Source organism: Shinella kummerowiae (assembly GCF_009827055.1).
Classification (GTDB): domain Bacteria; phylum Pseudomonadota; class Alphaproteobacteria; order Rhizobiales; family Rhizobiaceae; genus Shinella; species Shinella kummerowiae.
On the sequence record NZ_WUMK01000001.1, the window covers coordinates 77,338 to 89,918 of the forward strand.

General features: G+C 62.0%; 13 protein-coding genes. 6 read left to right on the forward strand and 7 right to left on the reverse strand.

What is annotated here, in order from left to right; translation table 11 throughout:
- Nucleotides 1-8 precede the first annotated feature (8 nt).
- From GR138_RS00365 to GR138_RS00375, 3 genes are all read left to right on the forward strand, one after another.
- Nucleotides 9-536, forward strand: coding sequence for a DUF1003 domain-containing protein (locus GR138_RS00365; protein WP_160856636.1), 528 nt, complete (start codon nucleotides 9-11; stop codon nucleotides 534-536).
- 148 nt (nucleotides 537-684) lie between these two features.
- Nucleotides 685-1,107, forward strand: coding sequence for a TadE/TadG family type IV pilus assembly protein (locus GR138_RS00370; RefSeq protein WP_160856637.1), 423 nt, complete (start codon nucleotides 685-687; stop codon nucleotides 1,105-1,107).
- 2 nt (nucleotides 1,108-1,109) lie between these two features.
- The gene (locus GR138_RS00375) at nucleotides 1,110-2,825 is read left to right on the forward strand and encodes a pilus assembly protein TadG-related protein (protein ID WP_160856638.1); all 1,716 of its coding nucleotides are present in this window, start codon (nucleotides 1,110-1,112) and stop codon (nucleotides 2,823-2,825) included.
- Nucleotides 2,826-2,840: 15 nt separating this feature from the next.
- On the opposite strand, the gene GR138_RS00380 is transcribed toward GR138_RS00375, so the two are convergent.
- The 3 genes from GR138_RS00380 to GR138_RS00390 all read right to left on the reverse strand — a co-directional run bounded on the left by GR138_RS00380 (nucleotide 2,841) and on the right by GR138_RS00390 (nucleotide 5,155).
- Nucleotides 2,841-3,236, reverse strand: a complete 396-nt coding sequence (locus GR138_RS00380; RefSeq protein ID WP_160856639.1) for a GFA family protein — start codon at nucleotides 3,234-3,236, stop codon at nucleotides 2,841-2,843.
- 126 nt (nucleotides 3,237-3,362) lie between these two features.
- Nucleotides 3,363-4,736: a class II 3-deoxy-7-phosphoheptulonate synthase gene (locus tag GR138_RS00385; RefSeq protein ID WP_160856640.1), complete on the reverse strand. Its 1,374-nt coding sequence runs from the start codon at nucleotides 4,734-4,736 to the stop codon at nucleotides 3,363-3,365.
- Between the two features lie 185 nt (nucleotides 4,737-4,921).
- On the reverse strand, nucleotides 4,922-5,155 hold the full coding sequence (locus tag GR138_RS00390; RefSeq protein ID WP_160856641.1) for a hypothetical protein: 234 nt from the start codon (nucleotides 5,153-5,155) through the stop codon (nucleotides 4,922-4,924).
- Between the two features lie 150 nt (nucleotides 5,156-5,305).
- Between GR138_RS00390 and GR138_RS00395 the strand changes: the two genes are divergently transcribed.
- On the forward strand, nucleotides 5,306-6,208 hold the full coding sequence (locus tag GR138_RS00395) for a LysR family transcriptional regulator (protein ID WP_160856642.1): 903 nt from the start codon (nucleotides 5,306-5,308) through the stop codon (nucleotides 6,206-6,208).
- Here GR138_RS00395 and gor read toward each other — a convergent pair.
- Nucleotides 6,186-7,574 carry a glutathione-disulfide reductase gene (gene gor / locus GR138_RS00400; RefSeq protein ID WP_160856643.1) on the reverse strand — a complete coding sequence of 463 codons (1,389 nt, stop codon included), beginning with the start codon at nucleotides 7,572-7,574 and terminating at the stop codon, nucleotides 6,186-6,188. The two genes, GR138_RS00395 and gor, sit on opposite strands and share 23 nt — an antisense overlap.
- Before the next feature lie 270 nt (nucleotides 7,575-7,844).
- Here gor and GR138_RS00405 point away from each other — a divergent pair, with 270 nt between their 5' ends.
- Nucleotides 7,845-8,180, forward strand: a complete 336-nt coding sequence (locus tag GR138_RS00405) for a hypothetical protein (RefSeq protein WP_160856644.1) — start codon at nucleotides 7,845-7,847, stop codon at nucleotides 8,178-8,180.
- Between the two features lie 105 nt (nucleotides 8,181-8,285).
- Here GR138_RS00405 and GR138_RS00410 read toward each other — a convergent pair whose 3' ends face one another.
- A complete protein-coding gene (locus GR138_RS00410) occupies nucleotides 8,286-8,834 on the reverse strand; it encodes a DUF2059 domain-containing protein (RefSeq protein WP_160856645.1) in 549 nt (182 codons plus the stop codon).
- 18 nt (nucleotides 8,835-8,852) lie between these two features.
- Nucleotides 8,853-9,551: a ribose-5-phosphate isomerase RpiA gene (gene rpiA, locus GR138_RS00415; RefSeq protein WP_160856646.1), complete on the reverse strand. Its 699-nt coding sequence runs from the start codon at nucleotides 9,549-9,551 to the stop codon at nucleotides 8,853-8,855.
- A 196-nt stretch (nucleotides 9,552-9,747) separates the two neighbouring features.
- On the opposite strand from rpiA, the gene GR138_RS00420 reads away from it, so the two are divergent.
- A complete protein-coding gene (locus tag GR138_RS00420) occupies nucleotides 9,748-10,422 on the forward strand; it encodes an HAD family hydrolase (protein ID WP_160856647.1) in 675 nt (224 codons plus the stop codon).
- Nucleotides 10,423-10,528: 106 nt separating this feature from the next.
- Here the strand turns inward: GR138_RS00420 and GR138_RS00425 are convergent, their stop codons facing one another.
- Nucleotides 10,529-12,409: a L,D-transpeptidase family protein gene (locus GR138_RS00425; protein ID WP_160856648.1), complete on the reverse strand. Its 1,881-nt coding sequence runs from the start codon at nucleotides 12,407-12,409 to the stop codon at nucleotides 10,529-10,531.
- Between the last annotated feature and the right edge of the window lie 172 nt (nucleotides 12,410-12,581).

Here is a 12,581-nt window from a genome sequence, read left to right on the forward strand (position 1 = left end):
CCCCGGCCATGAGACCTTTCGACGACGCTGCGCAAATCCTCTTCGGCAAACCCGCCGACGACCTCGACGAGACTGAACGCGACGTCCTTCTCCACTCCCGGGAGGGGCGAATCCTGTCGCAGGACAGGAACGTCGCATACCAATCGAAACAGTCGGTCGGTGAGCGCATTGCCGACGGCATTGCCCGCGTCGGCGGCTCATGGGCGTTCATCATCGGCTTCCTGGTGTTTCTCGTCCTGTGGACGGTCGTGAACACAATCGTGCTTTCGCGCGAAGCCTTCGACCCCTACCCCTTCATCTTCCTCAATCTCGTGCTGTCCATGCTCGCCGCCCTCCAGGCGCCCATCATCATGATGTCGCAGAACCGCCAGGCCGCACGCGACCGTTTCGAAGCCTCCAAGGATTACGAAGTCAATCTGAAGGCTGAGATCGAGCTGATGGCGCTGCATCACAAGATCGACACGCATTTCCTCGACGAGATCGCCGCGTTGAAGTCGGAGGTTTTGCGCCTCCAGGATGTACTTCGGCAAAATTGAATATTTCACCGACACAACTTTCGCTATACGCTACTTTCGGCTGAGCAATCTATAGAAGAAATTAAGATTCGGGGCGCACGATAAAAGTGCATCCACAACCTGGATGCGGGAAAACATTGCCGTCAGACAATCCCAAGGAGGAGATGTCATGCACGCCCTGTCCCGTCTGTCTAAGGATCGTGCCGGAACTTCGGCATTGGAATTCGCGATTATCGCGCCCCTGTTCTTCCTCGCGCTCTTCACCCTGATCGCCTATGGGGTCTATCTGAGCGTCACCCATTCGGTGCAGCAGATCGCCGCCGATGCCGCCCGAACGGCGGTCGCGGGCCTCAACCCCGCCGAGCGCGTCACGCTCGTCAACCGCTACCTCACTGCCTCCCAGCTCGACTACTCCTTCATCAACCGCAGGAAGATAAAGGTCCTGGTCACTGAGGACCCCAACAATCCGGACCAGTTCACCGTCACGATCTCCTATGATTCGAGCGATCTGCCGATCTGGAAGCTTTTCACCTTCGCGTTGCCGCAGGAGAAGATAGAGCGTTACGCCACCGTGCGCGTGGGAGGGTACTGATCATGAAGCGCCCACAAGACCTTATCACCAACCGCTCCGGCAACATCGCCACGCTCGCCGCCCTCAGCCTGCCGTTGATCATCTTCTCGACGGCCATTGGCGTCGATTACGGCTACCTCACGGTGCAGCAGCGCCAGTTGCAGGCAACGGCCGATCTCGCCGCCATCGCCGCCGCCGCCAATGTCGTCGAAGCGGAAAAGGCGGCTGCGACCTATTTCGCACTCAACAACCTCTCCGTATCCGTCACCGGCAAGGACGGCCTCGTCATTCCACCGGCAACGTCGGTGACGACGAAGTCCACGCAGGCGGCCGCCAAGGTTGAGCGCGGCCGCTACACGGCCGACCCCGATATCGCCCCCGAAGACCGCTTCAAGCCCGCCAGCACGGACGCCGATGCCGCCCGCGTGGTGCTGACGCGTCCCGGGGATCTCTTCCTCGCGTCAATGTTCGTGCCCAAACTGCCCGTGCTGACGGCGACCGGTTCGGCCTCGCGCACGAAGATCGCCGCCTTCTCGGTCGGCACACGGCTCGCCAGCCTGAATGATGGCATCCTGAACGCGCTGCTCGGCAAACTTCTCGGCACCAACCTGTCGCTCAAGGTGATGGACTACCGCGCGCTGGTCGATGCCGACATTTCCATCCAGCCGTTCCTCAAGGCTATTGCAACCCAACTCAACCTCACAACCGCGACCTATGAAGAGGTGCTGAATGCCGGCGTTACCATGCCGCAGCTTCTCGCCTCCATGCGCGCCGTGCATGGCCTCTCCGGCACGCTCAATTCGGCGCTGCGGTCGATCGAACAGGCGACTGCCAGCAGCAAGGTGAAACTGCCGCTCGCGCGCATCCTCAATCTCGATCCGAAAAAAGGGCTTACGGTTGCAACCGGCGGCGATTGGGAAATGTCGATCAATGCGATGCAGATGATCTCGACAGCCGCGGCCCTCGCCAACGGCAAGAACCAGGTCGCCCTCAATGTCGGTGCGGCCATTCCCGGCCTCTCCACGGTCACCGTCAATCTGGCGATTGGCGAGCCGCCGGTCGAGACACCGGCCCATCGCCTTGGCGCGCCGGGCAGCGCCGTGCGCAGCGCCCAGACGAGGCTCGCCGTCGAAGTGAACATCGACGGCCTTTCTGCCCTTGCCGGCCTGAAGATAAAGCTGCCGCTCTATGTCGAGGTCGCCGCTTCCGAGGCGAAGCTTGCCGATATCCGCTGCCTCGGCGGCACGGCCGTCAATGCCAATGTCTCGGTCGATGCAGTTCCGGGCGTCGCGGAAATCGCGGTCGGCAAGGTCGATCCCAGCGTTCTCTCCGACTTTTCCGATGAGGCGCGCGTGGAAAAGGCCCGCATCATCGATTCCGGCGTGCTACGCATCGATGCAATCGCCCATGTCGAGGCTAAGAACCTCAGCAAAAGCCACCTCGCCTTCACCCCGACGGAAATTGCCGCCCGCACGGTCAAGACCGTATCGACGCGCGACACGCTGACCGCGACCACCAAGACGCTGCTGGAGAATCTCGATGTCGACATCCAGCTTCTCTTCCTCACTCTCGGCACGCCGAAGGTGATCACCGCCGCACTTGCCACGACGCTCGGCACGGTCACGCCAGCTATAGACGAGTTGCTCTACAACCTGCTGCTGGTCGTCGGCGTCAGGATCGGCGAGGCCGATATCCGCGTCACGGGCGTACGCTGCCAGCGCCCTGCCCTCGTGCAGTGAACGCGCCGGCGCGCCTTACCGGTTCTGGGCTAGCTGCGGCGCGTCGTCATCGATCTCGTAGTAGTCGCCCTTGTCGGCGCAGAAGATGTGCACGCCGATCTTCAGCCCGGTCGGCTGGTCGAAGGTGCCGGCCATGAGCGACGTGTGGCGCGAACCGTCGCCCTTCCAGAACAAGGCGGAGCCGCAGGTACGGCAGAAGCCCCGACCGGCGCTGTCGCTCGCCCTGTACCAGGTGACGTTCTCCCCGCCTTCTACGGTCAGGTCCTTATCGAGCACATCGATCGCGGCATAAAAATGCCCCGTCTGCCGGCGGCACTGGCTGCAATGACAAGCGACAACCTCACGCAGCTCGCCGGACGTGCGAAACCGCACCGCGCCGCACAGGCAATGTCCCGTCCGTTCCTCGCCCATACTTTTCCCTCCCCAAACGAAAACCGGGCCAGCTTTGCCAGCCGGCCCGGTCCTGTCAAATTCACATTCCTGAATGCTTGCATCAGCTCCGCTAATTTACGGAGACGAAGCATGAACGGAAAGAGATCAACCGTTCACAACCATCCGCTTTTCGTCGCGGCCGCCCTTCATGCGCTCGGCAAGAAGGAAGGCAAGTTCGAGCGCCTGGTCGGCATTGAGGCGCGGATCGCAATGCGTGTGGTAACGATCGGCAAGGTCGTCGCCAGACAATGCGCGCGCACCGCCCGTGCATTCCGTCACGTCGTTGCCGGTCATCTCGACATGGATGCCGCCCGGATGGGTGCCTTCCGAACGGTGGATCTGGAAGAAGCTTTCGACTTCCGACAGGATCCGCTCGAAGGGGCGGGTCTTGTAGTTGTTGAGCGTGATCGTGTTGCCATGCATCGGGTCGCAGGACCAGACGACCTTCTTGCCTTCGCGTTCAACGGCGCGGATCAGGCGCGGCAGGTTTTCCGCAACCTTGTCGTGGCCGAAGCGGCAGATCAGCGTCAGACGACCGGCCTCGTTCTGCGGATTCAAGAGATCGATCAGCTCGAGCAGGCCATCACCGGTGAGCGACGGGCCGCACTTGAGACCGAGCGGGTTCTTGATGCCGCGGCAATATTCGATATGCGCATGGTCGGGCTGGCGTGTGCGGTCGCCGATCCAGATCATGTGGCCGGAGGTCGCATACCAGTCGCCGGAGGTCGAATCGACGCGGGTCAGCGCCTGCTCGTAGCCGAGCAGCAGTGCCTCGTGGCTGGTGAAGAAATCGGTCTCGCGCAGGTTCGGATGGTTTTCCGACGTGATGCCGATGGCCTTCATGAAGTCCATCGTCTCGGAAATCCGGTCGGCGAGCTTGCGGTAGCGCTCGGCCTGCGGCGAATCCTTGATGAAGCCGAGCATCCACTGGTGAACGTTGTCGAGATTGGCGTAGCCTCCCATCGCGAAGGCACGCAACAGGTTCAGCGTCGCAGCCGACTGACGGTAGGCCATGAGCTGGCGTTCCGGGTTCGGAATGCGGGCGTCTTCCGTGAACTCGATGCCGTTGATGATGTCGCCGCGGTAGGACGGCAGCGACACGTCACCCTGCTTCTCGATGTTCGAGGAGCGCGGCTTGGCGAACTGGCCGGCAATACGGCCGACCTTGACCACCGGCTGCTGGGCGCCGAACGTCAGCACCACAGCCATCTGGAGGAAGGCGCGGAAGAAGTCGCGGATCGTATCGGCACCGTGTTCGGCGAAGCTCTCGGCGCAATCGCCGCCCTGCAGCAGGAAGCCCTTGCCTTCAGCCACGTTGGCAAGCGCCGACTTCAGTCGACGCGCTTCACCGGCGAAGACGAGCGGCGGAAACTTCGCGAGGCGCTCTTCGGTCGCCGCCAATGCGGCGAGATCCGGATAATCCGGAACCTGCTGGATGGGCTTCTGCCGCCAGCTGGTCGGGGTCCAATTCTGTGCCATGATACTCACCTGTCCTGACGCGCCCGCGAAAGCCTGCGAACGCCCCTCCGTTTTGAAGATGCGGGCTTATAAACCGTTAGATGGTTCTTGCATAGCCGAACTTCCAGCGGCGGCGACGCATTTGCCACGGTTGACGCTCCCGCGCCTGACAGGCTGTAAAGCATGCCTTGGCCGGCCGTTCTGGCCTAGAAGCGGCGCGAGGCCATCCCCTGCGCGCAACTCCAGTCGGCAACCACGCGACGGGGCCGCGCTGCCGGCCTTTGTGTGCATCGGTTCAACAGCCATGCGGCAAGGCTGCCCACCCATTCCAGGCCGCGCCATTCGTCCCGTTCCAGCGGGTCGGACAGCGGCCCTGCTTCCCGCCGGTGGCCGCCCGACCGTTTCATCTTGTCGATGGCAATCATCCATTCCGGGCTCATGACAGAACTCCTTGTTTTCCGGTGTCCGGCATGAGGTAGCGCGTGCGCCCTTTCGATCGTAGAGGCGCAAATGAAACGCCCGTTTCACGGTTGAATGATGCGGGCAGCCAGGTTTTGCGTTATGGAAAGGGATCGAACGAGGATCCAGCAATGCCGGAAGTCGACTGGAGCGACCTGCAGCTTTTCTTCCATGTAGCCTCTGAGGGAGGTCTCGCCGGAGCCTCGTCCATCACCGGCATCAGTGCACCCACCATCGGTCGCCGCATGCTGGCGCTGGAGCGCAGCATGGGCCGCACGCTGTTCATCCGCAGCCAGCAGGGCTATCGACTGGCCGCCGACGGCATGGTTCTATACGAGCACGTGCAGACCATGCGACGCACCACCGCCGACATTACCCGATGGCACGGCGATGCGTTCACATTGCCGATCGTCTCCCTTGCCGGCGACATCTGGATGACCGGTTTCATTGCGGAAAACACACGCGAGCTGCGGGGCGTGACCGACAGTTTTCGCCTATGCTGCAAACAGCTCATGCCGGGCGAGGACCTGACCTATCGCCACGGCATGATCGCCTTGTTTCAAAGCGCACCAACGACCGGCAATGTCGCGGTTCGAAAGTCGGTGGACGTTGCCTACGCGATCTATCGCGCGGCGGACCTCGCATTCGAGGAGAGCTTGCCCTGGGTGTCAATCGGCACGGAGGTCGCCATGTCCGACGCCGAAAAATGGGTGTTCCGCAACCATGAACAGCATATCCACACCTGGACGAACGCGCCCGACGTGCTCGCACGGCTGATCACCGGCGGTGCAGGGCGCGGTGTCCTGCCGACATTTGTCGGCGATGCGATACCGGGACTGATGCGCGAAGGAGAGCCCCTTCCGGAACTCAGCCATTCGCTGTGGATCGCAGCCAATGACGACGATCGTCACCGCCCGGAAATGCGGGTGGTGATCGATCGCCTTTCGGCCCTGTTCAAGCGGAACGAGGACCGCTTCGCCGGACGTCTGCCGACATCAGACCGGCCACCTGTCAGATCCGCTGCCCGTTCCTGACGCGGTAGCTCGGCTGATACATGGTCACCAGCTCCTCCGACGCCGTCGGATGCACCGCCATGGTACGGTCGAAATCGTCCTTGGTGACGCCGGCCTTCAGCGAAATCCCCAGAAGCTGCGCCATCTCGCCGGCCTCGTGGCCCAGAATGTGCGCGCCGAGCACCTTGCGGTCGGCGGCATTGACGACGAGTTTCATGATGGTCTTTTCCTGCCGGCCGGACAGCGTCGCCTTCATGGGGCGGAACTCGGCGCGGTAGATTTCGAGATCGTCGAAAGCCTTTGCCGCCTCCTCCTCGCTCATGCCCACGGTGCCGATTTCCGGCTGCGAAAAGACGGCCGTGGCGATCATATCATGATCCGGCGACACCGGATTGCCGCGGAACTCCGTCTCGATGAAGCACATCGCCTCGTGGATCGCGACAGGCGTGAGCTGCACGCGGTCCGTCACGTCACCGAGTGCGAAAATGCCGGGCACGTTGGTGCGCGAATAGTCGTCGACGATGATCGCGCCCCTTGCATCCACAGCCACGCCCGCTGTCTCCAATCCAAGGCTGCCCGTATTCGGTACGCGGCCGAGCGCCAGCATCACCTGGTCGACGGTGAGCACCTCACCCGCCTTGGTCGTGACGGTACGGCGCCCACCTTCGCCTTCGGCAACGCCCGTGATGATGTCCTCGCAGATAACGCGGATGCCCTTGGCGATCATCGCGGCCTGCAGGCCCTGGCGCATATCCTGGTCGAAGCGCGACAAGATCTGCTTGCCGCGGTAGATCAGGGTCGTCTCGACGCCGAGCCCGTGGAAGATATTGGCGAATTCAACAGCAATATAGCCGCCGCCGGAAATCACAATGGATTTCGGCAGTTCCGGCAGGTCGAACGCCTCATTCGAGCTAATGCAAAGCTCATGACCGGGAAGGTCGACATGCGGCGTCGGATGGCCGCCAACAGCAATCAGGATGCGCTCGGCTGTCACCAGTTCGTCGGTCGCGGTGAGGCGGATCGTGTTCGGACCGACCAGCACGGCGCGGGTTGCCAGGATCGTGGCAGCGGAGTTCTCCAGCCCCTTGCGGTAGAGCCCTTCCAGCCGGGTGATCTCCTTTTCCTTGGCGGCCACGAGCGCCGGCCAATCGAAGCGCGTTTCGCCGACCTGCCAGCCGAAGCCGGCGGCATCCTCGAAATGCTTATGGAACTGCGAGGCATAGACATAGAGCTTCTTCGGCACGCAGCCGCGGATGACGCAGGTGCCCCCAAAACGAAACTCTTCCGCGATCGCCACCTTCTTGCCCATGCTGGCGGCCAAGCGCGCGCTGCGCACGCCACCGGAGCCCCCGCCGATGACGAAGAGGTCGTAGTCGAATGTCGGCATGGTGATCTCCTGCGGGCAAGCCTGGCCGGTCGGCCGTCTGACGGGTGTGCGGCTGGCGAATCCGCCGCCGGGTGCAACACATATAGGAACAGCGCAGGCAAAAGGAAAAGGCCGCTTTGCCACACGCGCAGGAACCCTTTTCGCTGCCTTCGGCGGTTTTCGGCCGTTCCTCCCATTTTTGGTAAGTGGGGAGTGACAAATCCCGTTTACCAAAGCAGGCAACAATCCTACGAATCCATCGCCCGCTTGTGGGCTAACTGGATGATCAATATGCACAAATTGAAATTCTTCGCGGCCAGCGCCGCGACACTCGTTCTGCTTGCAGGCCCGACCATGGCGGAAGACCTCGTCTTCCAGCTCAAGAACGGCACCGGTTCTGTGCTGACACGCTTCCACACCTCGCCGGTCGGCGTGGACCAATGGGAAGACGATGTTTTCGGTGAGCAGGTCCTGAACCCGGGTGAGACGATCGAAATCACCATCGGCGATGGCCGCAACGTCTGCAATTATGACATGCGCTTCGAGTTTTCCGAAGAATCCGACCTCGACACGACCACCGACACGCAGAATCTCTGCGAGCTCAGCACCTACACCATTCACGAATAGACTGGTTGGACGCGGCGGCTTTCCGGGGGTGGGAAGCCTGCCAGTGCTTCGAGAGAAGCGGACGGAATACGAAAAGGGCGGCTCACGCCGCCCTTTTGGAGATGATTACTGCTGCGGTTGCACCGTGCCATTTTCCAGCGTCACCGCTGGTGCGGCGTCGAAGATCGGATCGAGCTTCTTGCCGCTTTCCGTTTTCAGGTCGCGATCAACACCGACGGCCCAAATTTGCGCCGCCTTCGCGACCTCCCGAATTGCGATCGGTCCGTCGGAGAGCAGCTTCTTGCCGACCGGAGAATTATAGAAATCCGCAATTGCCTTCAGTTCTTCCTGCGTGAAGGTCTTTGCGTAGATCGTCGCGGCCTCACGCTCGAGATCAGCACGACGCGGGGCAAGTGCAAGCGCCTGCTCGTCGACAACCTTATTGATATCCGCCTCATGATTCGGCGACGACTGCACGAGCACACCCTTGGTGCGCTCGGCGAGGCTCGGAAGAATGTTGTCGAAGTTGGTTGTCGCACCGAGTGCATCGATCGCTGCCCGCGCGGCCTTGATCTGATCTTCCGTCACATCCTGCGCCTTGACGGCGCCGGCAAGGCTTGCCGAAAGGATGAGGCTCGCCACAAGGGCGCGGCCGAAACCAGCAAATTTGATCATGTCGGTCAGTGCTCCTGTCTATTCTTTCGCCGTCAGCGTGCGCGCACCCGCGGGTCCCGCGATGATGGCAAGCGACGCCATGTTGATGAAGAGTCCGTGTTCAACGACTCCCGGTATGTCATTGAGGTTGCTTGCGAGCGCATCTGCATCAGGAATGCGGCCAAAAGATGCGTCGAGAATATAGTGACCGCCATCCGTCATGAACGTGCCGTCACCAGAGGTACGCAACGCAATGCCGCCGGAAAGGCCGAGTCGGGCGGCCGTTTTTTCGATGGCGATGCGCGTCGAGACGAGGCCGAACGGGTTGACCTCAATGGGCAGCTTGAAGGCGCCGAGCGTCTCCACCACCTTGCTCTCGTCGGCGATGACGATCATGCGCGTGGAGGCGCTGGCGACGATCTTCTCGCGCAGCAACGCGCCGCCTCCGCCCTTGATGAGCCGGAGCCGGCCATCGACTTCGTCAGCGCCGTCAATGGTGAGGTCGAGTTCCGGCAACTCGTCGAGGGACTTCAGCGGCACGCCGAGTTCGACGCAGAGCCGCGCTGTCCGCTCGGACGTAGGCACGCCTTCAACCTTGAGGCCGCCAGCCACTTTCTCCGCCAGCAGCCGCACGAATTCTTCCGCAGTCGATCCTGTGCCGATCCCCAGGCGCATACCGTCTTCGACATGGGCGAGCGCGACCGCAGCGGCCTTGATCTTCATTTCCCGGGCGTCCATGCCCCTAAACTCCATAAACAATTCTGAGCCGGCGCACCGCAGGCGGCCGGAATTCCGGTGAGACACTTACACGCCCTGAATGGCAAACGAAAGCCAAAATCGCCGCACGCCGCACGGCCAACAAGGCGATTGCAAATACCCGCGCCTTCGCATACCGGAAAGACCGTCCCTCCCCGCCTCCCACAAGGTGCCCTCCATGTCCGCTTCTCTTGTTGTCTTCGATCTCGACGGTACACTCATCGATACGGCGCACGATCTCGTCGCAAGCCTCAACCACACGATCGGCCTCGAAGGCCTGGAACCGGTCGGTTACGGCGACCTGACCTATCTCGTCGGCCATGGCGGCCAGGTGATGATCAAGCGCGCCTTCTCGCTGCGAGGACGGGAGATTTCCGATGAAGCGCTGCAGCGCATGCTCGCAGTCTTCGTCGAGCACTATGCCGCTGCGATGCCGGGCGTCTCCGTTCCCTATCCCGGCCTCATCGACGCGATGGATCGTCTTGCCAGCGCCGGACACCGGCTCGCCGTCTGCACCAACAAGATGGAAGGCCTCGCGCGGCGCCTGGTCGACGGCCTCGGTCTCACCTCACGGTTCGCGGCGATTACCGGAGGCGACACGTTTGCGGTGCGCAAGCCGGACGCCGAGCACCTGCTAGGCACCATCCGCCTTGCGGAAGCCGATCCGATGCGCACGGTGATGATTGGCGACAGCCTCAACGACATGCTCGTTGCGCGCAATGCCGGTGTGCCGTCCATCGGCGTTCCCTTCGGCTACTCCGACGTACCGGTCGCCGAGCTTGAGCCGACGCATGTCATCACCCATTTCGATGAACTGACGCCCGATCTCGTCGCGCGTTTGCTTGCCCGCTGAGATCGTTTGCGAAAACCGAAAACGCTTCGCCGCCAAAAAAAAGAGGCGCCCGACGGGGCGCCTCGCATTCTCTCTAGGACCGGAACACTGACCTGGGGCTGACCGATCAGCCCTGGATTTCGCGCGCCTTCTGCGTGGCGGCAAACGCCTTGCGAATATAGTCGTCGCGGCCATAGACGTCGTCGAAATATTCGACCTTGCCATCCTTGTTCGGCCAGGCGGTAAAGTAGGCGACGTAGATCGGGATATCCGCCTTGACGCTGAGCGCCTTGTTGCGGCCGGCAGCAATCTCCTTGCCCACCTCGTCCTCGCTCACGCCCAGCACGGCGGCCGCCATCTTGCGAGGCTCGGCAAGACGCACGCAGCCATGGCTGAGGGCGCGCATATCCTTCTTGAAGAAGCTCTTCGACGGCGTGTCGTGCATGTAGATGGCATGGCTGTTCGGGAAGAGGATTTTCAGCTCACCCAGCGCATTGTCGCCGCTCGGCGGCTGGCGAACGGAAACGCCCGCCGTCGACCCGTACCAGTTGACCGAAGAAGACGGGACGGCCCGGCCACCCACGGCAACCTCGTATCCCATACGGTCGAGATAGGATGGATCATTCCTGAGCTTCGGCAGCATCTCGTTGACGATGATCGACTGCGGCACGCCCCAGTACGGGTTGACCTCGACGGTCTGCACCTGATCCTGGAAGAAATAGGTCTGGTTCGCCTTGGAACCGACGACCGTGCGCATCGAGAATTTTTCGGCACCGTCTTCGTAGTAGTAAACCTGGAAGGCCGGCTGGTTGATGAAGACGTGACGGGCGCCGAGATCGACAGGCAGCCAGCGCGCCTGCTCCAACGCCACTTCGAGCTTGCCGACCTTGTCGGCAACGGAATCGCCGCCGGTCATCTTGCGGATCGAGGCCTTGCCGACGACGCCATCCGGTTTCAGACCGTTTTCCTTCTGGAAGGCTTCGACGAGGGCGACCAGCTCCGGCGTGTAGTCCGGCGTGCCGGAATAGGTGGCGATCGCCACCGAATGATCGGTCTTCAAGGCATCGGAGCTGTGCTTGACGATGCCCTTGACGATGTTGGCGAGTTCCGGATTGCTCTGGCCCGGCTTCAAAAGCGTGCCTTCGGCAATCACCACACGGTCCTCGCCCTCGCTCTCCATCCGGAGCTTGGCAAGTTCGGCCTTCAGCGCCTGGAAATCGGCGCTCGCGGGCGAACGGCTTTCCAGGTAGCCCTTGATATTGTTGCTCATCGCCACGTTCTTCAGTGCTGCGACGAGATTGACGTCCTTGCGCTTGAAATCGTGATAGCCGGAAATGCGGTTCGGATCGATGCGGCCACGCACGGCGTCCTGCACATAGGTCGCGATGGCCGAGGACAGGGCGACTTCGAAAGTGGCAAGCTCGCTGTAGCGCGCATTCATGTCGGCGCTGTCGAAACTGTCCGACGGAATCTTCACCGCGTAGTCCCAGGGCGCGAGGCCGACGGACGCCGCATCCGCCAGCACCGCGATGGCCGCCTTCGCCTTGTCGTTGATGCCGGTGCCATCGATCCAGACGAATTTCTTCTGGGAACCATAGAAGGTCTCGACCGCCTTGGCCGCATCCGGCGTCGTGCGCACGTTCACTGTGGAGAAGGCGGCGCGGATGCCTGCATCACCTGCCGGCGGAACCTCTGCGGAAATCGAGCTGGTAACGACCGGATCGGCCAGCTTGTCGACGGCGACACGCGTCAGGGCGTCGGCCTTGTAGGTGTAGTAGCGCGGGCCGGTGACACGCGGCAGAGGCTTTGCCTCGCGCTTCACCTCGGCGCCGGGAAGCACGGTTCCGGAGGACACGCCGGGAAGCGGCTCGTACTTCGGTTCCTTTTTCTTGCCGCCGCGGATGATATCCATCAGCGTCAGGGCATTTGCGGGCGCGGCATTGAGCGTGACGGTGGCACAGGAAAGCGCCAGCGCGGCAGCCAGCAGGGCAGTCTTTGTAAGCTTCATCTGTATTCCATTCCCCGAATGACCCGCATGTCGCGGTCTCTGGCGGTGCCCGAACCAGCAGGCCGGTAAGTTATAGGAAAGGATGGTGAATGAAAAGGAAACGCCCTCCCCGCCAAACCCGCCAAACCGCACGAATCCGTTAAGTCCGCACCCGGCAAACCAGACGGATCAG

Coding starts and splice junctions, on each gene's coding strand:
- rpiA (WP_160856646.1), bottom strand. CDS start 9,551: ATGGACGCCCGGGAAATGAAGATCAAGGCCGCTGCGGTCGCGCTCGCC.
- GR138_RS00420 (WP_160856647.1), top strand. CDS start 9,748: ATGTCCGCTTCTCTTGTTGTCTTCGATCTCGACGGTACACTCATCGAT.
- GR138_RS00365 (WP_160856636.1), top strand. CDS start 9: ATGAGACCTTTCGACGACGCTGCGCAAATCCTCTTCGGCAAACCCGCC.
- GR138_RS00375 (WP_160856638.1), top strand. CDS start 1,110: ATGAAGCGCCCACAAGACCTTATCACCAACCGCTCCGGCAACATCGCC.
- GR138_RS00370 (WP_160856637.1), top strand. CDS start 685: ATGCACGCCCTGTCCCGTCTGTCTAAGGATCGTGCCGGAACTTCGGCA.
- GR138_RS00385 (WP_160856640.1), bottom strand. CDS start 4,736: ATGGCACAGAATTGGACCCCGACCAGCTGGCGGCAGAAGCCCATCCAG.
- GR138_RS00390 (WP_160856641.1), bottom strand. CDS start 5,155: ATGAGCCCGGAATGGATGATTGCCATCGACAAGATGAAACGGTCGGGC.
- GR138_RS00380 (WP_160856639.1), bottom strand. CDS start 3,236: ATGGGCGAGGAACGGACGGGACATTGCCTGTGCGGCGCGGTGCGGTTT.
- GR138_RS00425 (WP_160856648.1), bottom strand. CDS start 12,409: ATGAAGCTTACAAAGACTGCCCTGCTGGCTGCCGCGCTGGCGCTTTCC.
- GR138_RS00410 (WP_160856645.1), bottom strand. CDS start 8,834: ATGATCAAATTTGCTGGTTTCGGCCGCGCCCTTGTGGCGAGCCTCATC.
- GR138_RS00395 (WP_160856642.1), top strand. CDS start 5,306: ATGCCGGAAGTCGACTGGAGCGACCTGCAGCTTTTCTTCCATGTAGCC.
- GR138_RS00405 (WP_160856644.1), top strand. CDS start 7,845: ATGCACAAATTGAAATTCTTCGCGGCCAGCGCCGCGACACTCGTTCTG.
- gor (WP_160856643.1), bottom strand. CDS start 7,574: ATGCCGACATTCGACTACGACCTCTTCGTCATCGGCGGGGGCTCCGGT.